The following is a 26,603-nucleotide window of genomic DNA, read 5'->3' as shown; positions in this document are numbered from 1 at the left end:
ATAGCTCCAATGTAGGAGCTGTCTCGCTAAAGCTCGACAGCTCCTACAATTGAACGTCTCTTGGGCTTCAGATTTTGTCTGGCTGCCGGTTCCAGTGCCGAAACAACGGCTCCGCCAGAAACAGCACAAACAACAAACGCATCACCTGCATCGCCGTCACCAACGGCACCGACAGTTGCAGGGTTTCCGCCGTCAGGCTCATTTCCGCAATTCCGCCTGGCATCATGCCCAGTGTCAGCGAACGCAGGTCCAGATGTGTGAGTGCGCTCAAGCCCACAGCCGCCAGCGTCGCAATCAACATGGTCAACGCCGTACCGATCAACGTACGTCCCATGAACAACGGCGCGCGCCGGAAGAACTGCCGGTTGAAGTGGCAGCCCAGGCCGCTGCCGATCAGCCACTGGCCGATCTGGCTGCCGCCGTCGGGCAGCCCGATGTGCAAGTCCCAGGTAATGCTGGCGGCGGCACTGACCAGCAGCGGCCCGAACAGCCAGGGGTTTGGCTGACGCAAGCGTTGCCAGCCCCAGGCCACCAGTGCGCCGACGGGAAACAGCAGCGCCAGCCAGGTCCAATCCACCGTCGCCGGATGAAACTGCGGGGCACCTTCCCCCAGCAAATACTTGAACGCCGCCGGCACACAGAGCACCACCACCAATACCCGCAAACTCTGGCCCGCCGCGACGCGGCTGAGCACTGCGCCGTTGCGTGCGCCGAGGTTGACCATCTCCCCCGACCCACCCGGCATGCTCGAGAAAAACGCTGTGGCACGGTCTTCACCGCTGCGGCGCATCAACCACACACCCACGATGCTGGAGAGGCTGGTGACCAGCGCGCCGAAGAAGATCAGGCCGAAGTGGCTCATCACCTGCTCGATCACCACCGGGGTGAAGTGCAGGCCGATGCCGATGCCCACCACCCATTGGCCGCATTTGCGGCCGCCGGGAATTTCCGCGAGCTGCCAGGGTGTCAGGCAGCGCACCAGGATGATCGCCAGCAACGAGCCGACCATGTACGGCAGTGGCCAGCCGATCTGGCTGGCGAGATACCCGCCCAGCAGACCGACCAGCGGTGTTGCCCACCAGTTTCTGAACGTGGCCTCAGACATCGGCCACGGCACGACGCTGCAGGGAACGCTTGCGCCAGATGCGCAGGAGCGGGAACAACAGCATCAAGGCCGTCAGTACCCACACGCCGAAGGTGATCGGGCTCGACCAGAGGATCTGCAATTCGCCGTTGGAAATCGACAGCGCACGACGCAGGTTCTGCTCCATCAACCCGCCGAGGATAAAGCCCAGCAGCACCGGCGAGAGCGGGAAATCCAGCTTGCGCAGGATGTAGCCGAAGATGCCGATGCCGACCATCAGGAACAGGTCGAAGGTGGTGGCGTGAACCGCGTACACACCGATCGCAGTGATGATGGCGATCACCGGCACCAGTGCCCAGTTCGGCACGGCAAGGATGCGGGTGAAGATGCGGATCATCGGGATGTTGAGGATCACCAGCATGATGTTGGCGATAAACAACGAGGCGATCAGGCCCCAGACGATGTCCGGTTGCTGTTGGAACAGCAGCGGGCCGGGGGTGATGTTGTACAGCGACAGGGCGCCGATCATCACCGCCGTGGTGCCCGAGCCGGGTACGCCGAGGGTCAGCATCGGCACCAGGGCGCCGCAGGCGGAAGCGCCGATCGCGGTTTCCGGAGCCGCGAGGCCGCGCATGTCGCCCTGGCCGAATTTACCGCTGGCACCGGCCAGGCGTTTTTCGGTCATGTAGGCCACGGCCGAGGCCAGTGTGGCACCCGCGCCCGGCAATACACCCATGATGAAACCCAGCAGGCCGCAGCGAATATTCACGACGAATACCGCGCAAGCTTCCTTCAGGTTGAACATCATGCGTCCGGTGGCTTTCACGGCTTCCTGGCCACGGTGGGTTTTTTCCAGCAGCAACAGGATCTCGCTGATGGAGAACAGGCCCAATACAAGCACCACGAACTGGATGCCGTCGGTCAGGTGGATGTTATCGCCGGTGAAGCGGTATACGCCGCTGTTGGCATCGATACCCACTGCTGACAGAAACAGGCCGATCAATGCCGCGACAAAGGTCTTCAGCGGCTTGTCACCGGCCATGCCGCCCAGGCAGACGATGGCAAACACCATCAGTACGAAATATTCCGCCGGGCCGAAGGCAATCGCCCATTTGGCCAGCAGCGGGGCGAACAGCACCATGCCGCAGGTGGCGATAAACGCACCGATGAACGAACTCCACGCCGACAGCGACAACGCCACGCCCGCCAGGCCTTTGCGAGCCATCGGGTAGCCGTCGAGGGTGGTCATCACGGTGGAAGCTTCACCCGGGATGTTCAACAGGATCGAGCTGATGCGCCCGCCGTATTCGCAGCCCAGGTACACGGCCGCCAACAGGATCAATGCCGACTCAGGCGGCAGCCCCAGGGCAAATGCGATGGGGATCAACAGCGCTACGCCGTTGATCGGCCCAAGGCCCGGCAACAGGCCGACCACGGTGCCGATCAAGGTGCCGCACAGTGCGGTGATCAGGTTGTAAGGGGTCAGTGCAACGCCGAAGCCCTGGCCCAAATAGCTGAACGTATCCATATCAGTTCTCCAGAACTTCAAGCAGGCCGAGCGGCAGCGGTACATCCATGGCCTTGTCGAACAGCAGGTAAAGACCGATGCTCATCAAGGTCACGATCACCACGCTGGGCATCCAGCGGCCGCCATACAGGCGCGCCATCGGAATGCCGATCAGCATGCTGCTGAGGATGAAACCCAAGGGTTCGAAGGTGCCGGCAAACACCAGCAGCAACCCGACGCAGATGCCGATCTTGATCAGGGTCTGGCGGTCCAGCGCGGGCTCTTCTTCTGTGTGCTTGGTGGGCTGTGGACGAAACAGCATGTAGATCAGGCCCAGGCCCATCAGCCCGAGCATCAGCAGCGGGTAGGCCCGAGGCCCTACCGGCTCGTAGGAAAACGACGCCTGATATGGCCAGGCCATCAGTGCGAGGCCGGCACAGACCAGCAACATCACTGAGGCGAAAATGCGTTGTAAGAGCATGGGAAACTCCTTGGAGACTCTTGTAGGCGCGAGCTTGCTCACGAAGAACGCCAGGACGTCGCGTTTATACAGGCAGCACGCGTCATCGTTGAAGTTTTTCGCGAGCAAGCCCGCTCCCACAGAGGGGCGATTACTGGATCAGGCCGAACTCTTTGGCCAGCACTTTGTAGTCAGCCACCTGTTTCTTCACGTAGGTGTCCAGCTCCGGGCCGGTCATGGCGAACGGGAACAGCTCGCGCTGGTCACGCAGCTTGGCGAACTCTTCGGAAGCCAGCAGTTTGTCGAAGGCGTCTTTCCACCAGGCATAGTCTTCGTCGCTGACTTTTGGCCCGAGGTAGAAGCCACGCACCACCGGCCAGACGATGTCGTAGCCTTGTTCCTTGGCGGTCGGGATGTTCTTCATTTCCGGCTCGTCCAGGCGTTCGTCGGAGAACACCGCCAGCAGGCGCATGTCACCACTGAGGATGTGCGGCATGGAGTCGGAGATGTCGGTACTGCCTACCTGGATATGGCCGCCGAGCAGGGCGGTGGCGATCTCGCCGCCGCCTTCCAGTGCCACGTAGCGCAGGTCACGCGGGTTGATGCCGGCGGCCTTGGCGATCAGGGCGGTTTGCATCCAGTCCTGGCTGCCGACGGTGCCGCCGGAACCGATGACCACGCTGCCCGGATCTTTCTTCAGGGCCTTGACCAGATCGTCGAGGTTTTTGTAGGGCGAATCGCTTTTCACCGCGATGGCACCGTAGCTGGTGCCGACGGCCGCGAGCCAGCGCACGGCGCTTTCATCGAAGCGGCCAAATTTGCCCTGGGCCAGGTTCAACAGCGAGCCGCTGGACCACGCCACCAGCGTGCCGGCGTCGGCCGGACGCTGCGCCACGACGGCGTTGTAGGCCACCGCGCCCACGCCGCCGGGCATGTAGGTCACGCGCATCGGCTTGCTCAGCAGTTTCTCGTTGACCAGCGCGCTCTGCGCCAGTTTGCAGGTCAGGTCGAAACCACCGCCGGGGGACGCCGGGGCGATGCATTCCGGGCGCTTGGGCTCGGCGGCCAGCAGTTGGCTGGCGAACAGCATGCAGCTGGCCGTCAGGGCAAATTTACGCAGTGAAAGGGTCATGTTCATCTCCATCATTGTTGTTATGAGGTTGCTGTTACCAGAGTGCGACGCTGTAGCTCACCAGCAGGCGCACTTCATCCGCATCACGGGCCGAATAGTTGGAACGGTAGGTGGCATTGCGCAGACGCACGGCCACGTCCTTGAACGTGCCGCTTTGCACCACATAGCGGATCTCGCTGTTGCGTTCCCACTCCTTGCCGGTCTCGCCGTTCTTGAGCTTGATGTTGTCACCCGACAGGTAACGGCTCATGAAACTCAGGCCGGGAATCCCCAGCTTGGCGAAGTCGTAGTCGTAGCGGGCCTGCCAGGAGCGTTCTTCGGCGCCGGCAAAGTCGTTGATCTGCACGAAGTTGACAAGGTAAGGATCGCTACCGTCCACGTAGGGAAAGGCGCTGTCGCCGGACATGTGCTGGTAACCGGCGCTGAGCTTATGGCCATTGAGGGCATAGCTGAAGAGGCCGTTGAGGGAGGTGTTGTCGATCTTGCCGCCGCGCGCCGCGCCGGTGTCGTCACTGACGGCCAGGCGCAGGTCGGCGCCGAAGGTGCCGGGGCCCATCGGGCGCGAGGCCACGAGGCCGAGGAAATGCTGGCGGTACACGTCGTCGAGTTGGGCGAAGTGGTAGCTGCCGGTGATCTTGTCGGCGAATTTATAGTCCACGCCGCCGAAGTCGAAATGCTTGCCGGTGGCGCCGCTGAGGAAGCGGCTGTTCTTGTTGTTGAGGCCGATGTCTTCGTAGTTGGTGTCGTCGCGGTCCTTGGCCTTGTTCAGGCGGCCGCCGGTGAACACCAGGTTCTTGAATTCCCTGGAACTGAGCAGGCCGCCTTCAAACGTCTGCGGCAGGATGCGCCCGTCGTTGGGCTTGAGGATCGGCAATTCGGGGATCAGCGCGCCGATCTTCAGCTCGGTGGCGGAGATCTTCACTTTGCCGGTCAGGCCGAGTTTGGAATATTCGTTGGCGGCGCGGCCGTCGTCGTGGGTCGGCAACAGCCCGGTGCCGGTGCGGTCGGGGCTGGAGTCGAGCTTGACCCCGAGCATGCCCAGCGCATCCACGCCGAAGCCGACGGTACCGTCGGTATAGCCCGACTGCAGGTTGAGCATGAAGCCCTGGGCCCACTCGTCGCGCTTGGATTGTTGTGCGCTGGTGCCGTCGCGAAAGTCGCGGTTGAAGTACATGTTGCGGGTTTCGAGGGTGGCGGTGCTGTCCTCGAAAAAGGCGGCCTGGCCTGCGGGCGAAAAGCCGGCGAGGGCGGCGGCACTGGCAAGGGCGGTCTGGGTGATACGAGAAGAACGAGCAGGCGGCTGTGTGCGCAGCATCGTGGGTGTACTCCGTTATTGTTCTTATTTTGGCGAAAACGCTTCGAGGCGTTTTTCGGGCGCTATGGGTGAAATAGCTCGGCAGGCGAAACCCACCGTGGCTGGATGCTAAAGGGCGAAGCTTTCACTAACCTTTCAGTCGCCTTTCAATGTTTTCGGGCTTCACAGCGCAGGCCGCGCCTGTAAACTCCCCGGCAAAGCGTGGCGCCGACCACCCCCGAACGAGGTAAAAACCCATGCGTGTCCTTCTGGTCGAAGACCATCTGCAGCTAGCCGAAAGTGTCGCCCAGGCGCTCAAGAGCACGGGTTTGACCGTCGACGTGTTGCACGATGGAGTGGCGGCGGACCTGGCCTTGAGCAGCGAGGAATACGCGGTGGCGATTCTCGATGTGGGCCTGCCGCGCATGGACGGTTTCGAAGTATTGGCGCGCCTGCGGGCCCGTGGGAAAAATCTGCCGGTGTTGATGTTGACCGCACGCAGTGATGTGAAGGACCGCGTGCATGGCCTCAACCTGGGCGCGGATGACTACCTGGCCAAGCCGTTCGAACTGACGGAGCTGGAAGCCCGGGTCAAGGCGCTGCTGCGCCGTAGCGTGCTGGGCGGTGAGCGGCAACAGGCGTGTGGTGTGCTGATTTACGACCTGGACACGCGGCGCTTCACCCTGGGCGGCGAATTGCTGACGTTGACCTCCCGCGAGCAGGCGGTGCTTGAGGCGCTGATCGCGCGTCCTGGCCGGGTGATGAGCAAGGAGCAACTGGCCTCCCAGGTGTTTGGCCTGGATGAAGAGGCCAGCCCCGATGCCATCGAAATCTACGTGCACCGCCTGCGCAAGAAACTCGATGGCCAGCCTGTGGCCATCGTCACCTTCCGTGGCCTGGGGTACCTGCTGGAAGCCCGCGATGCATAAGCCCAGCAGCCTGCGCTGGCGCCTGCTGTGGAACCTGGCGCTGTTGCTGGTGGTGTTGATGATTGCCAGCGGCTTGAGCGCTTACTGGAATGGGCGCGAGGCGGCGGACACGGCTTACGACCGCACGCTGTTGGCCTCGGCGCGGACCATTGCGGCCGGCCTGTCCCACCGCGACGGCACCTTGAGTGCCGATGTGCCCTACGTCGCCCTGGATACGTTCGCCTACGACAGCGCCGGGCGGATCTACTACCAGGTCAACGATATTCACCAGAAGCTGATTTCCGGCTACGAAAACCTGCCGGGCCCGCCGCCGGGAACTCCACGCACCGATGACTATCCGGCGCTGGCGCGCTTTTATAACGCCAGGTATCAGGGCCAGAACGTGAGAGTGGTCAGCCTGCTCAAGGCAGTCTCCGAACCGAACATGAACGGCATGGCGGAAATCCGCGTGGCCGAAACCGACGAGGCGCGGGTGGCGATGGCGCGCAGCCTGATGGCCGATACCTTGCTACGCCTGGGGATGCTGGCCATCGGTGCTTTGTTGTTGGTGTTCTTTGCCGTGAGTGCGGCGCTGCGGCCGTTGGAGCGCTTGCGCACGGCCGTGGAAGAGCGTCAGCCCGATGACCTGCGGCCATTGCCGCTGGTGGAGGTGCAGCATGAATTGGGCCCGCTGGTACATGCGCTCAACCATTTCACCGAACGCCTGCGCGGGCAGTTCGAGCGCCAGGCACAGTTTATTGCCGATGCCGCCCATGAGCTGCGCACTCCGTTGGCAGCGCTCAAGGCACGCTTGGAGCTTGGCCTGCGTGCCGAAGATCCGGCTACCTGGCGCACCACCCTGGAAACCGCAGCCCAGGGCACTGATCGCCTGACTCACCTGGCCAATCAATTGCTCTCGCTGGCGCGCATCGAAAACGGCGCCCGGGCGATTGCCGAAGGCGGGGCCCAGTTGCTGGACCTGAGCCAGTTGGCTCGCGAGCTGGGCATGGCCATGGCGCCGCTGGCCCATGCGCGTGGCGTGGCCCTGGCGCTGGAGGCGGATGAACCGGTGTGGCTGCGGGGCGAGCCCACCTTGTTGAACGAGTTGTTGAGCAACCTGGTGGACAACGCCCTGGCCCACACGCCCCCGGGCGGCAACGTGATCCTGCGGGTCACGGCGCCGGCGGTACTTGAGGTGGAAGATGACGGCCCGGGCATCCCGCTGGATGAGCGGGACCGAGTGTTCGAGCGCTTCTATCGGCGCAGCCAGCAGGGCTTGGGGGCGGGCTTGGGGTTGGCGATTGTTGGCGAGATCTGCCGGGCACATCTGGCGCAGATCAGCTTGCATGACGGAGAGTTGGCGGGTTTGAAAGTGCGGGTCAGTTTTATCGCGGGGTAATCAGTAGAACATCGACCGTGCTTCATCCAGCTCGGCGCGCAAGGTGTCGCTGTAGGGGGCGAGTCGCAGCTTCTTGATCGCAGGTACCGTCAATATCGGCACGCTGGCCAGCGGGTGGTCAGTGTCGCGGTGGCAATACAACACGGCGACCTGCACCAGGTCGATATAGTCCAGGCGCTCGGAGTCGCGCTCAAGGTTCATGTACTGCGCCGGCAGGTTCACCAGCATTTCCGGGAAGTCCCAGCGCCGCAGCAGCTTGTCCCCCAGCAACGGGTGGATGCTTTCAATCACGTGATCGAGGCTGACCGGATCGGACAGCAGTTCATAGTGATCTTCGGCGAAGGTCAGGATCGGCAGCACGCCAATCTGGTGCACCAGCCCACCCAGCGCCGCCTGGTCAGGCTTCAACTGGCTGTGGTTGCGGCACAACGCATAGCTCACGCCGGCCACTTCCAGGCTGCGCCGCCAGACATCGCGCATCTTCTGTTCGACCACTTCGGAACGGGCGTGGAAGATCTGTTCCATCACCAGGCCGATCGCCAGGTTGCTGCTGTAGTTGGTGCCCAGGCGGGTGATGGCGGTGTGCAGGTCGGTGACTTCCTGGGTCGCGCGCAACAGGGGGCTGTTGACCACTTTGATCAGCCGCGCCGACAAGGCGGTGTCGCGGCCGATCACTTTGCTCAGGTGGCTGATGCTGATGTCCGGGTCTTCGGCGGCCTGGCGAATGTTCAGGGCCACTTCCGGCAGCGTTGGCAGAACCAAGTCATCGTTATCGATGGCCACAACCAACGCCTGTTGGACTTTTTCCGCCAGCTTGTTCATTCAAGATCTCTAGGGTGTAGCAAAAAGGTACGACGATCAGCGCTGGATCTCGCGATCCCGGTCCAGTTGGTAGGGCAGGTCGAGCAACTGAAGGCCCGGGCCTTCCAGCGTGCCTACATGCACATCGCCACTCTCTGCTGCTTCGGCTTGCAGCACCGCTAGAAGTTCAATCGCCTGATCGGCACGGGCGGCTATCACCACCTCGCCGATGGCACTATTGTGATTCGGGGAAAACAGTGGGGTGCCGGGCTCAGGCAGCTCGCCGGCATTCAGGCTCAGGCGATACAGGCGACGCTTGAGTTTGCCCAAATACTGCATGCGCGCGACGATTTCCTGGCCGGTGTAGCAGCCTTTCTTGAAGCTGACGCCGCCGACGGCTTGCAGGTTGAGCATCTGCGGGATGAACAGTTCGCGGGTCTGGGGCATGACCTGGCCGATACCGGCACGGATCTGGCCCAGCAGCCATTGGTTCAGTTCACCTTCGTTCAATTGTGCGGCGAGTTGGCTGTGCAGGGTTTGAGCTTGGGCGGCGGGAGCCCAGAGTTCGGCACGGCCCGGCGATACGCGGATGGCGATCAGGTCGTCGCTGCGCACCACGCTGTCGGTCTCGGCGGGTAGTTGGAGGCCGAGGCCGGCCAGTACCTGATCGGCATCCGACACACCGAAACGCGCCCAGGCAGCGCTTTCGTCGGTGAGTTTGGATTTGGAGAACACGGCGTACTTTTTCAGGTCCGCCAGTTGTGGCTCCAGCAGTTCGGTGGCAATGGCCAGCAACACGCCATCGCCTTGCAGCAGGATGCGGAAGCTCGACTGCATGCGCCCTTTCTGGGTGCAGCGCGCGCCCAGGCTGGCCTGGGTGTCACTCAGGTAGTTAAGGTTGCAGGTCAGTTGTCCCTGGAGGAACTTGGCAGCGTCGGCACCGCGGACGGCGAGAACGCCTTCGTGGGACAGGGGGCAGAAAAAAGCAGAGTCAGCCATGGGTCATCGCAGGTTAAAAAGTCATGAGTGCATCATAGAGGGGCGCCCGGCAAATGGATAGTTTCCGTATGGCCGACCAAAGCCGACTGTTCCAGGCAGCTTCGGCCTGTATACTTGCGCTCTATTTGAGGAGCGCTCCATGGTCGAAGATGTAGAACTCAATCGCCTCTACTGGCACAGCCGCCGCGGCATGCTTGAACTGGACGTGTTGCTGGTACCGTTCGTCAGGGAGGTCTATCCGCACCTCAACGACGTCGACCGCGACTGCTACCGCAAGCTGCTGGAATGCGAGGATCAGGACATGTTCGGCTGGTTCATGGAACGCGCCGAATCGGAAGACCCGGAGCTGCAGCGCATGGTTCGAATGATTCTGGATCGTGTCCAGCCCAAGTAATACGTTCGAATGCCGCTGGCACGCCTCCGGGCAGTTGCTGGCGGCTTATCTTTTCGCCCAGGCGTTCGCACTGGGTGCGCTGTGGTTTCTCGATGTGTCCCGGTGGTTCGGAGCCTTTGGCGCCTTGTTGTGCCTGGCCCATGCCGGTTGGGTATTGCCGCGTCATATCCTGCTGACTCACCGTTCGTCGATCCGTGGCCTGCGTCGCGACGAGGATGGCTGGCAGTTGTGGAGCGCCGCGCGTGGCTGGCACAGCGTGCAACTGCGCCCCGACAGCCTGGCGTTGCCGTTGATCGTGGTGCTGCGCTTTCGGGTGCAGGGTGACTGGCGGGTGCGTTCGATCTGCGTGCCACGGGATTCGCAGGCGACCGATGTGCATCGGCGCCTGCGGGTGCGCTTGAAGTTCAGCCGCCGTAGGTGGTTGGCACCAGAATAGTGTCGCGCGCTTCGGGCAGCATTTGCGGGTAGTCGAGGGTGTAATGCAATCCCCGACTTTCCTTGCGCTCCATGGCCGAGCGGATCATCAGTTCCGCCACCTGGGCCAGGTTGCGCAGCTCGATCAGGTCGCGGCTGACTTTATAGTTGCTGTAGAACTCGTCGATCTCATCCAGCAACAGTCGAACCCGGTGCTGCGCCCGCGCCAGGCGCTTGTTGGTGCGCACGATGCCCACGTAGTCCCACATGAAGCGCCGCAGCTCGTCCCAGTTGTGGGCGATGATCACGTCTTCGTCCGAATCGGTCACCTGGCTGGCGTCCCAGCGGGGCAGGGCGGCCGGCACCGGGATGCGCGGCAGCTGTTCAAGGATGTCGGCGGCGGCGGAGCGGGCGTACACGAAACACTCCAGCAACGAATTGCTGGCCATGCGGTTGGCGCCGTGCAGGCCGGTGAAGCTGGTTTCGCCAATGGCGTACAGGCCGGGCACGTCGGTGCGGCCGTTCTGGTCGACCATCACGCCGCCGCAGGTGTAGTGCGCCGCCGGGACGACCGGGATCGGGCCCTTGGTGATGTCGATATTGAACGCCAGGCAGCGCTCGTAGACCGTCGGGAAATGGGTCTTGATGAAGGCTTCGGGCTTGTGGCTGATGTCCAGGTAGACGCAGTCGATGCCCAGGCGCTTCATTTCATGGTCGATGGCCCGGGCGACGATATCCCGCGGGGCCAGTTCTGCTCGTGGGTCGAAGCGCTGCATGAAACGTTCGCCGTTGGGCAGCTTCAGGTGTGCGCCTTCGCCGCGCAGGGCTTCGGTGATCAGGAAGCTCTTGGCCTGCGGGTGATACAGGCAAGTGGGGTGGAACTGGTTGAATTCCAGGTTCGCCACTCGGCAGCCCGAACGCCAGGCCATGGCAATGCCGTCACCGCAGGCGCCGTCGGGGTTGCTGGTATAGAGGTAGACCTTCGCTGCGCCGCCCGAGGCGAGAATGGTGAAGCGCGCGCCGTAGGTGTCGACTTCGCCGCTGGCCCGGTTGAGCACGTAGGCGCCGAGGCAGCGTTCGCCCGGCAGGCCAAGGCGCTTTTCGGTGATCAGGTCGACGGCGACCCGCTGTTCCAGCAGTTCGATGTTGGGGCGTTGCCGGGCCTGGGCGAGCAGGGTCTTGAAGATCGCGGCGCCGGTGGCGTCGGCGGCATGGATGATCCGCCGATGGCTGTGGCCGCCTTCGCGGGTCAGGTGGAACTCGAAGCCGCCGTCGTCGGTGCCGGAATGTTCGTCGCGGGTGAAGGGCACGCCCTGGTCGATCAGCCACTGGATGGCTTCGCGGCTATGCTCGACGGTGAAGCGCACCGCCTCTTCATTGCACAGGCCGCCGCCGGCATTCAGGGTGTCTTCGACGTGGGATTGCACCGTGTCGGTGTCATCGAGCACCGCGGCGACACCGCCCTGGGCCCAGAACGTCGAGCCATTGGCGAGGTCGCCCTTGCTCAGTACGGCTATGCGCAGGTGGCCCGGCAGGGTCAGTGCAAGGCTCAAACCCGCAGCGCCGCTGCCAATCACCAGGACATCGTGTTGAAACTGTTGGCTCATTTGAAGGATTCCGCAAAAAGCGATCCGTAGGGGGCGCAAACAGGACGCCTGGATCGGCGAATCAAAGGGTGACACGGCCCACTAGTATATAGAGGGGGGGAGCGGCACAATAGCCGGGCATTCGTGGCATTGTGAGACTACGGGCAACGAACTGCACGGCTTTCATGAAACGGACAGCGATTGGGATGGGAACTTTTTGCATAGGCCCCGACTCAATAGCAGGATGCCCGAAAGCTGGGAACACGCTGGATTTGCTGAGCCGCGTCTGTGTCAGGCGCGTCAGGAAACTGGCGACAGATTATTCGCGCAGCCGGCATTGCCCGCGCTGCGTTTTTCGTGTGTGCCAAATCAGTGCGCGCCGGAAACTTGCTTGGAGGGGGAGAACTTTTGCGAAAAGTCCGAGTCTATGTTTGCAAGCCTGATCGATTAGTTATGCAAGCCTCCTTCAAGTACAACGAGGAGTGTTCATGCTAACCCAGGAAGAGGATCAGCAGCTGGTCGAGCGCGTTCAACGCGGCGACAAGCGGGCATTTGATCTGCTAGTGCTGAAATACCAGCACAAAATTCTCGGGTTGATCGTGCGGTTTGTGCACGACACCCATGAAGCGCAGGACGTTGCACAGGAAGCCTTTATCAAGGCATACCGTGCACTCGGTAATTTCCGCGGTGACAGTGCGTTTTACACGTGGCTGTATCGCATCGCCATTAACACGGCGAAGAACTATCTGGTTTCTCGCGGTCGCCGCCCGCCGGATAGTGATGTTAGTTCGGAAGATGCTGAATTTTATGATGGTGATCACGGCCTCAAGGATCTCGAGTCGCCGGAGCGTGCATTGCTGCGCGACGAGATCGAAGGAACCGTCCATCGCACTATTCAACAACTGCCAGAAGATTTGCGTACGGCGTTAACTTTACGTGAATTCGATGGTCTGAGTTACGAAGACATTGCGAGCGTCATGCAATGTCCGGTGGGTACCGTACGCTCCCGGATCTTCCGGGCTCGGGAAGCCATCGATAAAGCCCTGCAGCCGTTGTTGCAGGAAAACTGAGACAGCGGCGACAGCCAAGAGAGGAACCGCCATGAGTCGTGATGCCCTGCAGGAATCGCTGTCCGCAGTGATGGATAACGAAGCGGATGAACTGGAACTTCGTCGAGTGCTTAATGCATTTGATGATGCCGAAACCCGTGATACCTGGTCTCGTTACCAAGTCGCTCGGGCGGTGATGCACAAGGATCTTCTAATCCCTCGTCTGGATATTGCTGCGGCCGTTTCTGCTGCACTGGCTGATGAAGCCGTTCCGGCAAAAGCTGCTCGCGGTCCTTGGCGTAGCCTGGGCCGTCTGGCAGTCGCTGCTTCGGTGACCGTCGCTGTATTGGCAGGTGTTCGCCTGTACAACCAGGACGAAATCGCCGGTGCCGAACTGGCCCAGCAGACCCAGCAACCGGTCATGGCCGGCCCGCAGGTCAAGGGTCCAGCCGTACTGGCCGGCTACAAGGAAAGCTCCGATACCACCGGGCCTATGGCCAACGGTGTACTTCAAGGGCAATCCGGCTGGCAGGATCAGCGTCTTCCAGGCTACCTGCGCCAACACGCACAGGAATCGGCCTTGAAAGGCACTGAAAGCGCTCTGCCTTACGCTCGCGCTGCAAGCCTGGAAAACCGCTAGTCCGCCAAGGAGCTTTATGCGCGCCATACCGCTCCTTGCGCTTTTGCTCAGTGGCTGGTTTGCAGTCCCCGCCCATGCCGATGAAGCCCAAGACTGGCTGACGCGTCTTGGGCGGGCGGAGCAGCAGCAAAGCTTTCAGGGCACCTTCATCTACGAGCGTAACGGTAGTTTTTCTACCCATGACATCTGGCATCGTGTCCAGAATGGTCAGGTCCGTGAGCGGCTTTTGCAGCTCGATGGTTCTGCCCAGGAAGTTCTGCGCGTCGATGGCCGTACCCAATGCGTGAGCGGCACGCTGGTTGCCGGGCTTGGGGGCTCCCCCAATACCTCTGCGCGTACCCTTGATCCGCAAAAACTCAAAGCGTTCTACGATCTTGCCGTCATCGGCAAATCGCGCGTGGCCGGTCGGAACGCGGTGATCGTCTCCGTGACCCCCCGCGATCAATACCGTTATGGTTTTGAGCTGCATCTGGATCGTGAAACTGCGCTGCCATTGAAGTCATTGTTGCTTAACGACCAGGGCCAGTTGCTGGAGCGTTTCCAGTTCACCCAGCTCAATACATCGGTGCCTGACGATCGTGATTTGCAGCCCAGTGGCGAATGCACGCCGGTGGCGGTGACCAACGCCAAGGCCCCGGAGGTCGAGATCCCTCAGGATTGGCGCCTCGACTGGTTGCCACCAGGCTTTCAGCTGGTCAACAGCAGTGCCCATAAAGACTCCCACACCAAGGTAACCGTCAGCAGTCTGATGTATGACGATGGTCTGGCGCGTTTTTCGGTATTCCTGGAGCCGCTTAACGGTGCGACCGTAAACGAGACCCGCACCCAGTTGGGCCCGACAGTCGCCGTTTCACGGCGGTTGAATACCCTGGAAGGCGAGGTGATGGTGACCGTCGTCGGCGAGATCCCGATTGGCACCGCCGAGCGAATTGCGCTGTCACTACGCAGTGGCACCGTGCCCGCCAAGCCTTGAGTTGTTAATCCTATGTTCATCCTGATATTTCAATGTTGCGCAGGAGATAGTCGATGCCTGCCTCTGCCGAGAGCATGAAATGTCTGGATCATTTTTTTCACTTGCTAATATCCCCTATGTTTTTTATAGGTCAGGGCTTAACGGCCCTGGCCTTGTTTTGTTCGCGGAACAAAAATGTCGGTCGCAGTTTTTCGGCGTTTATTGAACCCTGTCGCTCAACCCTGCTCGTCGTAACGGGAGCTGTATGTCGATACCACGTTTGAAGTCTTACCTATCCATAGTCGCCACGGTGCTGGTGCTGGGTCAGGCCGTTACCGCGCAAGCGGCCGAGCTGCCTGACTTCACCCAGCTGGTGGAGCAGGCGTCGCCTGCCGTGGTGAACATCAGTACTACGCAGAAGCTGCCGGATCGTAAGGTCTCCAACCAGCAGATGCCCGACCTGGAAGGCCTGCCGCCGATGCTGCGGGAGTTCTTCGAACGCGGCATGCCCCAGCCGCGCACGCCGCGTGGCGGTGGTGGCGGCCAGCGTGAGGCCCAGTCCCTGGGCTCGGGCTTCATCATCTCGCCTGACGGCTACATCCTCACCAACAACCACGTGATTGCCGACGCCGACGAGATCCTGGTGCGCCTGGCGGACCGCAGTGAGCTGAAAGCCAAGCTGGTGGGCACCGACCCACGTTCCGACGTGGCCCTGCTGAAAATCGAAGGCAAGGACCTGCCGGTGCTGAAACTGGGCAAATCCCAGGACCTGAAAGCCGGCCAATGGGTCGTCGCCATCGGTTCGCCGTTTGGTTTTGACCATACTGTGACCCAGGGTATCGTCAGCGCCATCGGTCGCAGCCTGCCGAACGAAAACTACGTGCCGTTCATCCAGACCGACGTGCCGATCAACCCGGGCAACTCCGGCGGTCCGTTGTTCAACCTGGCGGGTGAAGTCGTTGGCATCAACTCGCAGATCTACACCCGCTCCGGTGGTTTCATGGGCGTTTCGTTCGCGATTCCGATCGATGTGGCCATGGACGTATCCAACCAGCTGAAAACCGGTGGCAAAGTCAGCCGCGGCTGGCTGGGCGTGGTGATCCAGGAAGTGAACAAGGACCTGGCTGAATCCTTCGGTCTCGACAAGCCGGCCGGTGCCCTGGTCGCGCAGATCCAGGACGATGGCCCTGCTGCCAAAGGTGGCCTGCAAGTCGGTGACGTGATCCTGAGCATGAACGGCCAGCCGATCGTCATGTCTGCGGACTTGCCACACCTGGTGGGCGCGCTCAAGGCCGGTAGCAAGGCCAAGCTGGAAGTGATTCGTGACGGCAAGCGCCAGAACGTCGAACTGACCGTCGGTGCGATCCCGGAAGAAGGCGCGGCGCTGGATGCGCTGGGCAACAGCAAGCCAGGTGCCGAGCGCAGCAGCAATCGCTTGGGCATTGCTGTAGTCGAGTTGACCGACGAACAGAAAAAGAGCTTCGACCTCAAGAGCGGTGTAGTGATCAAGGAAGTCCAGGACGGTCCTGCCTCCCTGATCGGCCTGCAACCAGGTGATGTCATCACCCACCTGAACAACCAGGCTATCAACTCCACCAAAGAGTTCACCGACATCGCCAAGGCGCTGCCGAAGAACCGTTCGGTGTCGATGCGCGTCCTGCGTCAGGGGCGTGCCAGCTTCATTACCTTCAAACTGGCCGAGTAATCCGCTAGTCCAATAAAAAGCCCCGCTCTCGATGTTCGAGAGCGGGGCTTTTTTGTGGCTGAAAGGTTTAGCCCATCATGTCTTTGACCATGCGTTCCTGGTCGATCAGTTCACGCTGGCGTGCGTCGATACGTGACGAAAGCGGGAAGTTGCTGCCGGCGCGACGCTTGGCGAAATCCAATTGCTGGATGGCCTGCTTGAAATCTCCCACCAGCGCGAAGTACTCGGCCCGGGCCTGATGCAGGCCGATGATATTGCCCGACAAGCCACGGGTTTCCGCAACCTGGTACCAGACGTCCGGATCGTCCGGGCGAGACTTCAACAATCCTTCCAGGGCTTTTTCCGCGTCAGCGTTGCGGTTCTGCTTGAGCAGCAGATCCACACGAACCTGGTTCAGCGGATAGTTGCCTGGATATTGCGTCAACATTCGGTCCGTACGCTGCTGGGCATCCGGCAGGCGATTGTTGGTCATGTCCAGCTCGATCTGCGCCAGGTTGTAGGTGATGTCGTTGGGCGCCTTGGCCAGCAGCGGCTTGAGGTTTTCCCGGGCCAGGTTGAACTGGGCACCCTTGATCTGAGCGATGGCGAGGCCATAACGCGCGATATCGTTCTTCGGATTTTCATCCAGCTGGGCCTGGAAACGTTTGGCGGCCAGCCCCGGGGTGTCTTCGTAATACAGTTGCACCCGAGCACGGATCAGTTGATAGCGCAGGCTGTCCTCAATGCCACCCAGCTTGGCTTGCTCCGCACGGTTGCGGGTGTCGGCGATCCGCGATTCGGTTACCGGGTGAGTCAGCAGGAATTCAGGCGGCTTGGCATCGAAACGGTACTGGCGCATCAAGCGCTCGAACATGGTGGGCATGGACCGTGGGTCGTAGCCGGCTTTCTCCAGGTTGAGAATGCCGATGCGGTCAGCCTCTTGCTCGTTTTGCCGGGAAAAGCGCCGTTGCTCCTGGATCGCGGCGGCCTGGCTGCCGGCGATCGCGGCAATGCCCGCATCGCCTGCGCCAGCGGCGGCAGCGATGATGCCGCCGAGCAGCGCAGCCATCATCGGGATCTGCATGCGCTGCTGTGCTTCCACGCCTCGTGCGAAGTGACGTTGGGACAAGTGAGCCAGTTCGTGGGCCAGTACCGAGGCATATTCGCCTTCGGTCTGGGCGTTGAGGAACAGGCCGCCGTTGACCCCGACGATGCCACCCGGTGCGGCAAAGGCGTTCAACTGCGGGCTGTTGATCAGAATGAATTCCAGGCGCCGGTCATTGACCTGGCTGGTTTCCACCAGCTTATAAACGCTGGATTCGACGTAATCCTTGAGCTGCGGGTCGTTGAGTTGCGAGACCTGGCCACGCAGGTAGGCCAGCCATGCCCGACCCAGATCGTATTCCTGTTTTGGCGAGACAATGGCAGAACTGGCGTCGCCAAGTGACGGCAGGTCGTCGGCGAAGCCTGGAGAGGCAAGCAGGCAAGCCAGCGTCAGCAGGGTAGGGCGCAAAAAAGTCATGCACAAAGCCTTTCGACAAAGAGCTTACTGTAGCCGGACACTGAGCTTCGGACCAGATATTCTAAGCGCCCTCGACGCCCACCCGGAGTTAGACCATGACCGACGCTGTAGCCTTCGATGCCGAACTGGATGCCAGTGGCCTTAACTGCCCGCTGCCCTTGCTCAAGGCCAAGCTGGAGCTCAATCGGCTGGCCAGCGGCGCGGTGCTCAAGGTGATCGCCACGGACGCTGGCTCCCAGCGGGACTTTCGTACGTTTGCCAAGCTGGCCGGCCACACCCTGCTGCATGAAGAAGACGAAGCGGGCGTCTATCGTTACTGGTTGCGCAAGGCCTGAATCGCTTGAATATGCTGTCCTTATCGCCTGAGGTTTATTGATGTTCAAAGTGTTACGTGACTGGATTCAGCGCTACTTCTCCGACGAAGAAGCCGTGGTGCTGGCCGTCCTGCTGTTTCTTGCCTTTACGGCCGTGCTCACTTTGGGCGGCATGCTGGCGCCGGTACTGGCGGGGATGGTGCTGGCGTACCTGATGCAAGGCCTGGTCTCCATCCTGGAGCGTCTGCGCTTGCCGGGTGGGGCAGCGGTGGGTCTGGTGTTTGCCTTGTTCATGGGGCTGTTGCTGGTATTTATCGTGATCGTGGTGCCTTTGCTGTGGCACCAGTTGATCACCTTGTTCAATGAGCTACCGGGCATGCTCGCCAAGTGGCAGTCATTGCTGCTGCTGTTGCCTGAGCGCTATCCGCACCTGGTGTCGGACGAGCAGGTCCTGCAGGCCATTGAGGTGGCTCGCGGCGAAATCGGAAAGTTCGGACAGTGGGCGCTGACCTTTTCCCTTTCGAGCTTGCCGCTGCTGGTCAACATCATGATCTACCTGGTACTGGTGCCGATCCTGGTGTTTTTCTTCCTCAAGGACCGCGAGATGATCGGTCGCTGGGTGCGTGGCTATCTGCCCCGTGAGCGTGCGCTGATTACCCGGGTCGCCGAGGAAATGAACCGGCAGATTGCCAACTACATCCGCGGCAAGGTTATCGAGATTTTTATCTGCGGTGGCGTCACTTACATCGGTTTTGTCGCGCTGGGGCTTAACTACGCTGCCCTGTTGGCGCTGCTGGTGGGTGTTTCAGTGGTGGTGCCATACGTTGGCGCGGTGGTGGTGACGGTGCCGGTGATGTTGATCGCGCTGTTCCAGTGGGGCTGGAGTGATCAGTTCATCTACCTGATGGCAGTGTACGGTATCATCCAGGTGCTGGACGGCAACGTGCTGGTGCCGCTGCTGTTCTCCGAGGCGGTGAACCTGCATCCGGTGGCGATCATCTGTGCGGTGTTGTTGTTTGGCGGGTTGTGGGGCTTCTGGGGGGTGTTCTTTGCGATTCCCCTGGCGACGCTGTTCAAGGCGGTGCTGGATGCCTGGCCTCGGCAGGAGCCGGTGGTGGCGCCGTTACTCTGATATTTGTGGTGCCGGTGCAGGCCTCATCGCGGGCAAGCCCGGCTCCCACATTGACTGAGTTGTCCTGTCGAACAATGATCACAGGTGGGAGCTGGCTTGGCTGCGATAGCTATTTCAAAGCCAGCAGGTGAATCAAGCCTGGTTCAGCGCCTGTGCCGCTTCGAGCACTGCATCCACATGGCCCGGCACTTTCACACCGCGCCATTCCTGGCGCAGTACGCCATTCTTGTCGATCAGGAAGGTGCTGCGATCAACACCCAGGTATTCCTTGCCATACAGCTTCTTCAGCTTGATCACATCAAACAGCTGGCAAACCGCTTCGTCCTTGTCGCTGATCAGCTCAAAGGGGAATTCCTGCTTGGCCTTGAAGTTCTCGTGGGACTTCACGCTGTCCCGGGACACGCCAAACACCTCGGTGTTGGCCGCCTTGAACGCAGCATGCTGGTCACGGAAGCCCTGGCCTTCAGTGGTGCAGCCCGGGGTGCTGTCTTTCGGGTAGAAGTAGATCACCACTTGCTTGCCCTTGAGCCCGGCGAGGCTGAAGGTTTGCCCGCTGGTGGCCTGGGCTTCGAAGTCGGCTACCGGTTGGTCGATCACTACAGACATGAAGACTTCCTTACATAGGGTTCTGTGGGCGCCAAGGCTCGATCAGTGCGTCGAGGTTCAGGGCATCGGCGAAATCCAGGAACTGGTCGCGCAGCCAACTGATCTGCACGCCGGCCGGCAAGGTCACGGTAAAGGTGGCGTTGAGCATGGTGCCGCCGGTCTGCGGAGCCTGATAGGTGTCGCAGGTCAGGTTTTCCAGCTCGACGTTGTGGTCGATAAAGAACTGGCACAGCTCGTTGACGATGTCCGAGCGGTAGGCCGAACTGACATAGGCCACGTAGGGCAGGGCCTGCGGACGGTTCTCCAGGGCGGCGCTGCGCACCACGTTGACCGTGAAGTCATGCTTCTTCGCCAAACCCGGTAAACCGGTTTCAAGGCGGGCCAGGGCATCCCAGGTCCCGGAAATCTGCAGGACCAGCGCACTGCACTCGCCATGGCGGGTCAGGCGGGAGGTCACGACGGCGCAGCGGTTTTCATGGCTGGCGCGGCACAGGACGTTAGTCAGCTCCATGGGGTTGGCGCCGAGGGCACTGATGACAAGGAATTGTTCGCGGACTGTGGGGGTGGACATGCAGCCTTCCTAAAGCGATGAGCGGTCGATACGATGCAAGCGGTATCAATCAAAGGATGAAGGGTAGCGAAAACCATCGCCAAGGGCTAGGAGGTGGCGTTTTCATTACGTAATCAGCTTCATCAAACCCCGCTTTGGCAGAATGATGGCGCTGCCGCGAACTAAGTTGATCCAGAACGCATCCTCAGGCGGTACTTCGCTTGTACAAGCATCTTGGCGCCAGTACCATTACCGCTCTCTTTTTCCGGCAGGAGCGGTTGCATGATTGCGGGCAGTATGGTGGCACTGGTCACACCCATGGATGCACAAGGTAATCTCGACTGGGACAGCCTGGGCAAACTGGTGGACTTCCACCTGCAAGAGGGCACCAACGCCATCGTGGCGGTCGGCACCACAGGTGAATCGGCCACACTGGATGTGGAAGAACACATCGAAGTGATCGAGTTCGTGGTCAAGCGCGTTGCAGGGCGCATTGCTGTCATCGCCGGCACGGGCGCCAATTCGACCCGCGAAGCGATCGAATTGACCAGCAACGCCAAGAAAGCCGGCGCCGATGCCTGCCTGCTGGTGACGCCGTACTACAACAAGCCGACCCAGGAAGGCCTGTACCTGCACTTCCGCGCCGTTGCCGAAGCGGTCGATATCCCGCAGATCCTCTACAACGTACCCGGTCGCACCGCCTGCGACATGAAGGCCGAGACCGTGATCCGCCTGTCCACCGTACCGAACATCATCGGTATCAAGGAAGCCACCGGTGACCTGCAGCGCGCCAAGGACATCCTGGCCGGCGTCAGCAGCGACTTCCTGGTGTATTCCGGTGACGACGCCACGGCGGTCGAGCTGATCCTGCTGGGCGGCAAAGGCAACATCTCGGTGACTGCCAACGTTGCACCGCGCGCCATGAGCGAGCTGTGTGCCGCGGCCATCGCCGGTGATGCGGTCAAGGCCCGGGCGATCCACGAACAATTGGCACCGCTCAACAAAACCCTGTTTATCGAATCCAACCCTATCCCCGTGAAATGGGCGCTGCATGAGATGGGCCTGATGCCGGACGGTATCCGTCTGCCGCTCACCTGGCTCAGCGAAGCCTGTCACGAACCGCTGCGACAGGCCCTGCGCCAGTCCGGCGTCCTGGTTTAATTGAGGAAGCACTACGCATGAAGCGATTGGCCGGACTTTCCGCACTTGCCTTGATTATCTCCAGCACCAGTGGCTGCGGTTGGATCTGGGGCCCGGAAGGCTACTTCCGCGACCGCGGTAGCGATTACCTGGAAGCCCAACAAACCGCCCCGATGAAATTGCCGCCGGACGTCAATGTCGCCAAGCGCCTTGACCCGTTGCTGCCGATTCCGCGCAACGTGGCCGACGACACCGTCAAGGGTGAATACGAAGTGCCGCGTCCACAGCCGTTGTCGGCCGTGGCCGATGCCAGTGACTACAGCCTGCAGAAGAGCGGCGACACCCGTTGGGTCATGGCCCAGCGCCCACCTGCCGAAGTCTGGCCGGTGGCGGTCCAGTTCTTCCAGGACAACGGTTTCCGCATTGACGAACAACGCCCGCAGACCGGTGAATTCACCACCGCGTGGCAGCACACCAGCGAACTGTCGGCATCCATGGCCAAGCGCCTGCAGGCCGGTGGTGTAGCCAATGACAGCGAAGCCCGCATCCGCGTGCGTATCGAGCCAGGCGTGCAACGCAACACCAGTGAAGTCTACGTAGTCAGCGCCGAGCGTCCTGCCGGCAGCACCGCCAACGTCGACTTCACCCCACGTTCGGTCAACACCGGCGTGGACGCTGCCCTGGTCGACGAAATGCTCGCCAGCATGAGCCGTATTTCCGAGAAGGGCGGTTCCGTCTCCCTGCTCGCCGCCGGTAGCTTTGACACACCTAGCCGCGTCAGCCTCAGCGAAGACGGCAGCGGCAACGTGGTGCTCAACCTGGGTGAAGACCTGGACCGCGCCTGGTCGAGTGTCGGCCGCGCGCTGGAGCACGGCGAATGGCGCGTTGAAGACATCAACCGCAGCCTGGGCCTGTACTACATCAACCTGGCCGAAAAAGCCGAGAAGAAAGACGACGAGCCAGGTTTCTTCAGCAAGTTGTTCGGCAGCAAGCCGACCAAGGAAGAGATCGAGACCCGCGCCGAGCGTTACCAGGTTCGTTTGAGCAAGGTAGGCGAAAGCGTGCAAGTCACCGTCGAGAAAAACATCAACACCGTGGCGCCGGCAGAAGTGGCACGCAAAGTGTTGGGCGTGATTCAGGACAACCTGGGCTGATCCGATGCGTTTTGCCGTTCTCGGCAGCGGTAGCCAAGGGAACGGCACGCTTGTAGCCCATGACGACACGTACGTCCTGGTTGATTGTGGTTTCTCCCTGCGGGAAACCGAGCGGCGCCTGCTGCGCCTGGGGGTTCACCCCGCGCAGCTGAGCGCGATTCTGGTGACCCACGAACATGCCGACCACGTGCATGGCGTGGGTTTGCTGTCTCGGCGCTACAATCTTCCGGTGTACCTGAGTCGCGGCACCTTGCGCGGGATGCGCAAACCGATTGAACCCGCAGGTTTGCTGGCCGGTGGCGAACAATTGCAGATCGGTGCCTTGAGCATCGATGTGATTGAAGTGGCCCACGATGCCCAGGAACCGACGCAATACGTATTCAGTGACGGTGAACGGCGTTTTGGCCTGCTCACTGACCTGGGTTCGTACTGCGCCAAGGTGCTGGACGGTTACCGGGACCTCGACGCATTGATGATCGAGTCCAACCACTGCCGTGACCTGCTTGCGCGTGGCCACTACCCGGCCTTTCTCAAGCAGCGGGTCGGCGGGCAGTTTGGACATTTGAACAACCACCAGGCGGCGTACCTGGTGTATGAGTTGGGCTGGCAAGACCTGCAACACCTGGTCCTGGCCCACCTGAGCAGCAAGAACAACCTGCCGCAGCTGGCCCGGCAATGTTTTGTCGACACCCTTGGGTGCGACCCGGACTGGCTGCAACTGGCCGATCAAGATTCAGGGCTCGACTGGCGACACATCGCCTAGCCCACCTACTTAGCAAGCGGAGCCCATCATGGAAAAACGTGAAGAACTCTACCGCGGCAAAGCCAAATCGGTTTACAAGACCGACGACGCCAACCGCTTGATCCTGCTGTTTCGTAACGACACCTCGGCGTTCGACGGCAAGCGCATCGAACAGCTCGACCGCAAAGGCATGGTGAACAACAAGTTCAACGCCTTCATCATGCAGAAACTCGAAGCGGCCGGCATTCCGACCCAATTCGACAAACTGCTGGGCGACAACGAATGCCTGGTGAAAAAACTCGACATGATCCCGGTCGAGTGCGTCGTGCGTAACTATGCGGCCGGCAGCCTGGTGAAGCGTTTGGGCGTGGAGGAGGGCCTCAAGCTCAACCCCTACACCTTCGAACTGTTCCTGAAAGACGACGCCAAGGGTGACCCGTTCATCAACGAATCCCACGTGGTGGCATTTGGTTGGGGCACGGCTGAACAACTGGCGCGCATGAAAGAACTGTCGCTGAAGGTCAACGACGTCCTGAGCAAACTGTTCGACGACGCCGGCCTGCTGCTGGTGGACTTCAAACTGGAATTCGGTGTGTTCCACGACGGCTCCATCGTCCTGGGCGACGAATTCAGCCCGGACGGCTGCCGCCTGTGGGACAAAGACACCCGCAAGAAGATGGACAAAGACCGCTTCCGCCAGGGCCTCGGTGATGTCATCGAAGCCTACGAAGAAGTCGCCAACCGTCTAGGCGTACCGCTGTAATCGACGCAAGCATCTGATAGCACGGAAAAAAATCGCTTTGGCGCTTTGCTTCCAGGAAACAGGCTGTTATGATGCGCGCCGTTGGAGAGATGCCAGAGTGGCCGAATGGGACGGATTCGAAATCCGTTGTACCTTCACCGGTACCTAGGGTTCGAATCCCTATCTCTCCGCCATTATTGAAAAATGAAAAACCCCCGATAACTTCAATGTTGTCGGGGGTTTTTTGCTTTCAGTCAGAAACTGCATAATGAATTCTGCTACGGTCTTCGTTAATTGGCGCTTCGGACATCGGTCATGAATTTTAAAAAAGTACTGGCGCATTTGCAGGCTGAAGTTCCCGAGCTATTGGCTGTGTATGTGTTCGGTAGCCAAGTGACGGGTGAGGCAGGTAGTGAGAGTGATCTGGATGTTGCGGTCCTTTCTGCGGGAGTGGTCGAGCCTTTATTGCTATGGCAGCTTTCCGGGGAGTTGGCCGATATCGTTGGAGTTCCCGTCGACTTGCTTGATTTGCGCGCAGCCTCAACGGTAATGCAATACCAAGTATTGACCACTGGGCGTCGGCTCTGGTCCGGGAACGTCCAGGCGGGTCTATTCGAGAGCTACGTCCTGAGCGAAAAAACCGCGCTGGACACGGCAAGGGCTGAGTTGTTGGCGGATATCCAGAAGGAAGGGAAAGTTTATGGTCGATGATGTTCTCATCAATAAAGCAGCCAGCATTGAGCGGTGCGTTGCTCGCGCCCGTCAGGAATACGATAAAGATCCCACCAGCTTCGCCACAGATTTCACGCGCCAGGATGCGGCGATTTTGAATATTCAGCGGGCCTGTGAGGCAGCGCTGGACATGGGCCAGCACTTGATTCGTCGTGAGCGCCTGGGTGTTCCACAAGGAGCTCGTGACGTGTTTGAGTTGTTATGTCAGGGCGGTTGGGTCAATCCTGCGTTGCTGACCAACCTGAAGAACATGGTCGGGTTCCGTAACATTGCTGTTCACGAGTACCAGACGCTTCAATTGCCGATTACTGTAGCGATCATTACAAAACACCTGGATGAGTTTCTAGCATTTAGTTCGCATATTTTGACCAAGGATGCGGGGTTGGAAAATAAACAAGTCTAATCTGTAAATTTTCCATCCCTCTGAATAAGTTTTCCTGCTGCGGTGTTCACCACACAGACCACTCAGGAAACGCCCATGAACAATCCCGCCGACCGCTACGACCGCCTGACCCGCACCTTCCACTGGCTGACCGCCGCCCTGGTGATCTTCATGTTCGCCAGCGCCCACGTCTGGGAAAACCTGGAAAAAGGCACGCCACTGCGCAAGGGCCTGCAATCGGTCCATATCTCCCTGGGCATCGCCATGGCGGTGCTGATCGCTGCACGTATCCTCTGGCGTGTGTTCGGCGGCAATCACCCAAAGGCCGACAATCACCCTGCGCTTAACGTGGCCGCCAAAATCGCCCACGGCTGTCTATACCTGTTGTTACTGACGCAGGTGACCCTGGGCTTCCTGTTCCGCTGGGCCCAGGGCGAGCCCTTCAACTTTTTCGGACTGTTCCCGGTGCCAGCGCCTTTTGTGATTGATCACGAATTGCGTGGCACCCTGGGCGGCCTGCACAACAATGTCGCCTGGGCGATCATCGTACTCGCCGGGCTGCATGCCTGCGCCGCGCTGTGGCATCACTACATCCAGCGCGACAGCACGTTGCGCCGCATGCTGCCTGGCCCTCGGGGTGATCTTCAACACTGAGTTTGCTGCTGTACTTTCCCTATCGTTACGTAGCATGAACGCCATGAAGAATCGTCCCGAACACGCCGTTGGTTACCGTACCGCTTTGTTCTTCGGTGCCTGTATGGCCGCCGCACTAATGGCCGGCCAGGCCCATGCTTCCGGTGACGAGTCGGCGCCGCCCAAGCCCAACTGCCCCAAAGGCCAGGTCTGGGACACCAAGACCGGCAAGTGCGTGTTGCAAACCAGCAAAGCCACGTCGGACGCTGACCGCACTGACTACGCCTATCGCCTGGCCAAGGACGGGCGTTATGAAGAAGCCTTGTCACTGCTCGACACCCTGCAAAACCCGAACACCGCCAAGGCCCTGAACTACCGCGGCTACGCCACGCGCAAACTGGGGCGCACCGATGAAGGCATCAGCTGCTACCTGCAATCCGTGGCCCTGGACCCCAACTACGCACAAGTCCGTGAGTACCTGGGTGAGGCCTACGTCATCAAGGGCCGCGTGGACCTGGCCCAGGAGCAACTGGTGAAAATCAAAGCCTTGTGCGGCACCACCTGCGAAGAATACGAAGACCTGGCCGAAGCCATCGCCGCCGCGCCTCAGGCTTGAACCCGTGAGCGAACAGTCGGGAGATTGCCATAAGC

The 26,603-nt window shown here is 60.7% G+C and carries 29 protein-coding genes and 1 tRNA gene; 19 read left to right on the top strand and 11 right to left on the bottom strand.

The features are described from left to right. Positions 1 to 67: 67 nt before the first annotated feature. From HX818_RS06920 to HX818_RS06900, 5 genes are all read right to left on the bottom strand, one after another. The gene (locus tag HX818_RS06920) at positions 68 to 1,105 is read right to left on the bottom strand and encodes an AbrB family transcriptional regulator (protein WP_003212018.1); all 1,038 of its coding nucleotides are present in this window, start codon (positions 1,103 to 1,105) and stop codon (positions 68 to 70) included. Beyond that, positions 1,098 to 2,612, bottom strand: a complete 1,515-nt coding sequence (locus HX818_RS06915) for a tripartite tricarboxylate transporter permease (RefSeq protein WP_087692609.1) — start codon at positions 2,610 to 2,612, stop codon at positions 1,098 to 1,100. Before HX818_RS06915 ends, HX818_RS06920 begins: the two co-directional genes overlap by 8 nt. 1 nt (position 2,613) lies before the next feature. Continuing rightward, the gene (locus HX818_RS06910; RefSeq protein WP_008437838.1) at positions 2,614 to 3,072 is read right to left on the bottom strand and encodes a tripartite tricarboxylate transporter TctB family protein; all 459 of its coding nucleotides are present in this window, start codon (positions 3,070 to 3,072) and stop codon (positions 2,614 to 2,616) included. Positions 3,073 to 3,202: 130 nt separating this feature from the next. Beyond that, a complete protein-coding gene (locus HX818_RS06905; protein ID WP_161635736.1) occupies positions 3,203 to 4,189 on the bottom strand; it encodes a tripartite tricarboxylate transporter substrate binding protein in 987 nt (328 codons plus the stop codon). A 28-nt stretch (positions 4,190 to 4,217) separates the two neighbouring features. Next, positions 4,218 to 5,498: an OprD family porin gene (locus HX818_RS06900; RefSeq protein ID WP_008437839.1), complete on the bottom strand. Its 1,281-nt coding sequence runs from the start codon at positions 5,496 to 5,498 to the stop codon at positions 4,218 to 4,220. Between the two features lie 236 nt (positions 5,499 to 5,734). Here HX818_RS06900 and HX818_RS06895 point away from each other — a divergent pair, with 236 nt between their 5' ends. Both HX818_RS06895 and HX818_RS06890 read left to right on the top strand, forming a co-directional pair. Continuing rightward, a complete protein-coding gene (locus HX818_RS06895) occupies positions 5,735 to 6,406 on the top strand; it encodes a response regulator (RefSeq protein ID WP_003212008.1) in 672 nt (223 codons plus the stop codon). Then, the gene (locus tag HX818_RS06890; protein ID WP_003212006.1) at positions 6,399 to 7,784 is read left to right on the top strand and encodes a sensor histidine kinase; all 1,386 of its coding nucleotides are present in this window, start codon (positions 6,399 to 6,401) and stop codon (positions 7,782 to 7,784) included. Before HX818_RS06895 ends, HX818_RS06890 begins: the two co-directional genes overlap by 8 nt. Here the strand turns inward: HX818_RS06890 and HX818_RS06885 are convergent, their stop codons facing one another. Both HX818_RS06885 and HX818_RS06880 read right to left on the bottom strand, forming a co-directional pair. Beyond that, positions 7,785 to 8,606 carry an HDOD domain-containing protein gene (locus HX818_RS06885; protein ID WP_177019698.1) on the bottom strand — a complete coding sequence of 274 codons (822 nt, stop codon included), beginning with the start codon at positions 8,604 to 8,606 and terminating at the stop codon, positions 7,785 to 7,787. It abuts the gene before it with no gap. A 36-nt stretch (positions 8,607 to 8,642) separates the two neighbouring features. Next, on the bottom strand, positions 8,643 to 9,584 hold the full coding sequence (locus HX818_RS06880) for a folate-binding protein YgfZ (protein WP_177019697.1): 942 nt from the start codon (positions 9,582 to 9,584) through the stop codon (positions 8,643 to 8,645). A gap of 139 nt (positions 9,585 to 9,723) precedes the next feature. Here HX818_RS06880 and HX818_RS06875 point away from each other — a divergent pair, with 139 nt between their 5' ends. Next, positions 9,724 to 9,978, top strand: a complete 255-nt coding sequence (locus HX818_RS06875) for a succinate dehydrogenase assembly factor 2 (RefSeq protein WP_003212000.1) — start codon at positions 9,724 to 9,726, stop codon at positions 9,976 to 9,978. Beyond that, on the top strand, positions 9,962 to 10,414 hold the full coding sequence (locus HX818_RS06870; RefSeq protein ID WP_177008913.1) for a protein YgfX: 453 nt from the start codon (positions 9,962 to 9,964) through the stop codon (positions 10,412 to 10,414). Before HX818_RS06875 ends, HX818_RS06870 begins: the two co-directional genes overlap by 17 nt. Here the strand turns inward: HX818_RS06870 and nadB are convergent. Further along, a complete protein-coding gene (gene nadB, locus HX818_RS06865) occupies positions 10,383 to 11,999 on the bottom strand; it encodes an L-aspartate oxidase (RefSeq protein ID WP_003211997.1) in 1,617 nt (538 codons plus the stop codon). The two genes, HX818_RS06870 and nadB, sit on opposite strands and share 32 nt — an antisense overlap. A 467-nt stretch (positions 12,000 to 12,466) precedes the next feature. Between nadB and rpoE the strand changes: the two genes are divergently transcribed. The 4 genes from rpoE (at position 12,467) to HX818_RS06845 (ending at position 16,324) form a co-directional block, all read left to right on the top strand. Then, a complete protein-coding gene (gene rpoE, locus HX818_RS06860; protein ID WP_003172477.1) occupies positions 12,467 to 13,048 on the top strand; it encodes an RNA polymerase sigma factor RpoE in 582 nt (193 codons plus the stop codon). A gap of 31 nt (positions 13,049 to 13,079) precedes the next feature. Continuing rightward, on the top strand, positions 13,080 to 13,667 hold the full coding sequence (locus HX818_RS06855) for a sigma-E factor negative regulatory protein (RefSeq protein ID WP_003172479.1): 588 nt from the start codon (positions 13,080 to 13,082) through the stop codon (positions 13,665 to 13,667). Positions 13,668 to 13,683: 16 nt separating this feature from the next. Further along, positions 13,684 to 14,640, top strand: coding sequence for a MucB/RseB C-terminal domain-containing protein (locus tag HX818_RS06850; protein WP_003211995.1), 957 nt, complete (start codon positions 13,684 to 13,686; stop codon positions 14,638 to 14,640). A gap of 244 nt (positions 14,641 to 14,884) precedes the next feature. Beyond that, positions 14,885 to 16,324 carry a DegQ family serine endoprotease gene (locus tag HX818_RS06845; protein ID WP_003211993.1) on the top strand — a complete coding sequence of 480 codons (1,440 nt, stop codon included), beginning with the start codon at positions 14,885 to 14,887 and terminating at the stop codon, positions 16,322 to 16,324. 67 nt (positions 16,325 to 16,391) lie between these two features. Here HX818_RS06845 and HX818_RS06840 read toward each other — a convergent pair whose 3' ends face one another. Beyond that, positions 16,392 to 17,825, bottom strand: a complete 1,434-nt coding sequence (locus HX818_RS06840) for a M48 family metalloprotease (RefSeq protein WP_003211991.1) — start codon at positions 17,823 to 17,825, stop codon at positions 16,392 to 16,394. Between the two features lie 95 nt (positions 17,826 to 17,920). Between HX818_RS06840 and HX818_RS06835 the strand changes: the two genes are divergently transcribed. Further along, on the top strand, positions 17,921 to 18,160 hold the full coding sequence (locus HX818_RS06835) for a sulfurtransferase TusA family protein (protein ID WP_003211989.1): 240 nt from the start codon (positions 17,921 to 17,923) through the stop codon (positions 18,158 to 18,160). A 40-nt stretch (positions 18,161 to 18,200) separates the two neighbouring features. Further along, positions 18,201 to 19,271, top strand: a complete 1,071-nt coding sequence (locus tag HX818_RS06830; RefSeq protein ID WP_003211986.1) for an AI-2E family transporter — start codon at positions 18,201 to 18,203, stop codon at positions 19,269 to 19,271. 132 nt (positions 19,272 to 19,403) lie between these two features. Here HX818_RS06830 and HX818_RS06825 read toward each other — a convergent pair whose 3' ends face one another. Together HX818_RS06825 and HX818_RS06820 are read right to left on the bottom strand one after the other, a co-directional pair. Continuing rightward, entirely contained in the window at positions 19,404 to 19,877 is a 474-nt protein-coding gene (locus tag HX818_RS06825) for a peroxiredoxin (protein ID WP_003211984.1), read from the bottom strand. Between the two features lie 10 nt (positions 19,878 to 19,887). Beyond that, positions 19,888 to 20,448: a glycine cleavage system protein R gene (locus HX818_RS06820; RefSeq protein WP_003172487.1), complete on the bottom strand. Its 561-nt coding sequence runs from the start codon at positions 20,446 to 20,448 to the stop codon at positions 19,888 to 19,890. Positions 20,449 to 20,709: 261 nt separating this feature from the next. Here HX818_RS06820 and dapA point away from each other — a divergent pair, with 261 nt between their 5' ends. The 9 genes from dapA (at position 20,710) to HX818_RS06775 (ending at position 26,568) form a co-directional block, all read left to right on the top strand. Beyond that, a complete protein-coding gene (gene dapA, locus HX818_RS06815; RefSeq protein WP_003211981.1) occupies positions 20,710 to 21,588 on the top strand; it encodes a 4-hydroxy-tetrahydrodipicolinate synthase in 879 nt (292 codons plus the stop codon). A gap of 17 nt (positions 21,589 to 21,605) precedes the next feature. After that, positions 21,606 to 22,721 carry an outer membrane protein assembly factor BamC gene (gene bamC / locus HX818_RS06810; RefSeq protein WP_177019696.1) on the top strand — a complete coding sequence of 372 codons (1,116 nt, stop codon included), beginning with the start codon at positions 21,606 to 21,608 and terminating at the stop codon, positions 22,719 to 22,721. A 4-nt stretch (positions 22,722 to 22,725) separates the two neighbouring features. After that, positions 22,726 to 23,484: an MBL fold metallo-hydrolase gene (locus tag HX818_RS06805; protein WP_003211977.1), complete on the top strand. Its 759-nt coding sequence runs from the start codon at positions 22,726 to 22,728 to the stop codon at positions 23,482 to 23,484. A gap of 28 nt (positions 23,485 to 23,512) precedes the next feature. Next, positions 23,513 to 24,226 carry a phosphoribosylaminoimidazolesuccinocarboxamide synthase gene (purC, locus tag HX818_RS06800; protein ID WP_003211975.1) on the top strand — a complete coding sequence of 238 codons (714 nt, stop codon included), beginning with the start codon at positions 23,513 to 23,515 and terminating at the stop codon, positions 24,224 to 24,226. An 83-nt stretch (positions 24,227 to 24,309) separates the two neighbouring features. Further along, positions 24,310 to 24,399, top strand: a tRNA-Ser gene (locus HX818_RS06795). 121 nt (positions 24,400 to 24,520) lie between these two features. After that, a complete protein-coding gene (locus tag HX818_RS06790; protein WP_087692601.1) occupies positions 24,521 to 24,916 on the top strand; it encodes a nucleotidyltransferase domain-containing protein in 396 nt (131 codons plus the stop codon). Further along, the gene (locus tag HX818_RS06785) at positions 24,906 to 25,340 is read left to right on the top strand and encodes a DUF86 domain-containing protein (protein ID WP_177019695.1); all 435 of its coding nucleotides are present in this window, start codon (positions 24,906 to 24,908) and stop codon (positions 25,338 to 25,340) included. The genes HX818_RS06790 and HX818_RS06785 overlap by 11 nt, the downstream gene beginning before the upstream one ends. Positions 25,341 to 25,415: 75 nt before the next feature. Continuing rightward, positions 25,416 to 25,973 (top strand): cytochrome b, encoded by a 558-nt coding sequence (locus tag HX818_RS06780; protein ID WP_177019694.1) that lies wholly within the window; start codon positions 25,416 to 25,418, stop codon positions 25,971 to 25,973. A gap of 43 nt (positions 25,974 to 26,016) precedes the next feature. Next, positions 26,017 to 26,568 carry a tetratricopeptide repeat protein gene (locus HX818_RS06775; RefSeq protein ID WP_256346288.1) on the top strand — a complete coding sequence of 184 codons (552 nt, stop codon included), beginning with the start codon at positions 26,017 to 26,019 and terminating at the stop codon, positions 26,566 to 26,568. The last annotated feature ends 35 nt before the right edge of the window (positions 26,569 to 26,603 follow it).

The organism is Pseudomonas sp. F9001, assembly GCF_013385435.1.
Classification (GTDB): domain Bacteria; phylum Pseudomonadota; class Gammaproteobacteria; order Pseudomonadales; family Pseudomonadaceae; genus Aquipseudomonas.
Note: the sequence above shows the minus strand (reverse complement) of the source record. Positions and strands in the feature narration are given on the sequence as shown.

Bases quoted from the DNA above. Each gene is read 5' to 3' on its own strand.
- HX818_RS06920 (WP_003212018.1), bottom strand. From the start codon at position 1,105: ATGTCTGAGGCCACGTTCAGAAACTGGTGGGCAACACCGCTGGTCGGT.
- HX818_RS06915 (WP_087692609.1), bottom strand. From the start codon at position 2,612: ATGGATACGTTCAGCTATTTGGGCCAGGGCTTCGGCGTTGCACTGACC.
- HX818_RS06910 (WP_008437838.1), bottom strand. From the start codon at position 3,072: ATGCTCTTACAACGCATTTTCGCCTCAGTGATGTTGCTGGTCTGTGCC.
- HX818_RS06905 (WP_161635736.1), bottom strand. From the start codon at position 4,189: ATGAACATGACCCTTTCACTGCGTAAATTTGCCCTGACGGCCAGCTGC.
- HX818_RS06900 (WP_008437839.1), bottom strand. From the start codon at position 5,498: ATGCTGCGCACACAGCCGCCTGCTCGTTCTTCTCGTATCACCCAGACC.
- HX818_RS06895 (WP_003212008.1), top strand. From the start codon at position 5,735: ATGCGTGTCCTTCTGGTCGAAGACCATCTGCAGCTAGCCGAAAGTGTC.
- HX818_RS06890 (WP_003212006.1), top strand. From the start codon at position 6,399: ATGCATAAGCCCAGCAGCCTGCGCTGGCGCCTGCTGTGGAACCTGGCG.
- HX818_RS06885 (WP_177019698.1), bottom strand. From the start codon at position 8,606: ATGAACAAGCTGGCGGAAAAAGTCCAACAGGCGTTGGTTGTGGCCATC.
- HX818_RS06880 (WP_177019697.1), bottom strand. From the start codon at position 9,584: ATGGCTGACTCTGCTTTTTTCTGCCCCCTGTCCCACGAAGGCGTTCTC.
- HX818_RS06875 (WP_003212000.1), top strand. From the start codon at position 9,724: ATGGTCGAAGATGTAGAACTCAATCGCCTCTACTGGCACAGCCGCCGC.
- nadB (WP_003211997.1), bottom strand. From the start codon at position 11,999: ATGAGCCAACAGTTTCAACACGATGTCCTGGTGATTGGCAGCGGCGCT.
- rpoE (WP_003172477.1), top strand. From the start codon at position 12,467: ATGCTAACCCAGGAAGAGGATCAGCAGCTGGTCGAGCGCGTTCAACGC.
- HX818_RS06855 (WP_003172479.1), top strand. From the start codon at position 13,080: ATGAGTCGTGATGCCCTGCAGGAATCGCTGTCCGCAGTGATGGATAAC.
- HX818_RS06850 (WP_003211995.1), top strand. From the start codon at position 13,684: ATGCGCGCCATACCGCTCCTTGCGCTTTTGCTCAGTGGCTGGTTTGCA.
- HX818_RS06845 (WP_003211993.1), top strand. From the start codon at position 14,885: ATGTCGATACCACGTTTGAAGTCTTACCTATCCATAGTCGCCACGGTG.
- HX818_RS06840 (WP_003211991.1), bottom strand. From the start codon at position 17,825: ATGACTTTTTTGCGCCCTACCCTGCTGACGCTGGCTTGCCTGCTTGCC.
- HX818_RS06835 (WP_003211989.1), top strand. From the start codon at position 17,921: ATGACCGACGCTGTAGCCTTCGATGCCGAACTGGATGCCAGTGGCCTT.
- HX818_RS06830 (WP_003211986.1), top strand. From the start codon at position 18,201: ATGTTCAAAGTGTTACGTGACTGGATTCAGCGCTACTTCTCCGACGAA.
- HX818_RS06825 (WP_003211984.1), bottom strand. From the start codon at position 19,877: ATGTCTGTAGTGATCGACCAACCGGTAGCCGACTTCGAAGCCCAGGCC.
- HX818_RS06820 (WP_003172487.1), bottom strand. From the start codon at position 20,448: ATGTCCACCCCCACAGTCCGCGAACAATTCCTTGTCATCAGTGCCCTC.
- dapA (WP_003211981.1), top strand. From the start codon at position 20,710: ATGATTGCGGGCAGTATGGTGGCACTGGTCACACCCATGGATGCACAA.
- bamC (WP_177019696.1), top strand. From the start codon at position 21,606: ATGAAGCGATTGGCCGGACTTTCCGCACTTGCCTTGATTATCTCCAGC.
- HX818_RS06805 (WP_003211977.1), top strand. From the start codon at position 22,726: ATGCGTTTTGCCGTTCTCGGCAGCGGTAGCCAAGGGAACGGCACGCTT.
- purC (WP_003211975.1), top strand. From the start codon at position 23,513: ATGGAAAAACGTGAAGAACTCTACCGCGGCAAAGCCAAATCGGTTTAC.
- HX818_RS06790 (WP_087692601.1), top strand. From the start codon at position 24,521: ATGAATTTTAAAAAAGTACTGGCGCATTTGCAGGCTGAAGTTCCCGAG.
- HX818_RS06785 (WP_177019695.1), top strand. From the start codon at position 24,906: ATGGTCGATGATGTTCTCATCAATAAAGCAGCCAGCATTGAGCGGTGC.
- HX818_RS06780 (WP_177019694.1), top strand. From the start codon at position 25,416: ATGAACAATCCCGCCGACCGCTACGACCGCCTGACCCGCACCTTCCAC.
- HX818_RS06775 (WP_256346288.1), top strand. From the start codon at position 26,017: ATGAAGAATCGTCCCGAACACGCCGTTGGTTACCGTACCGCTTTGTTC.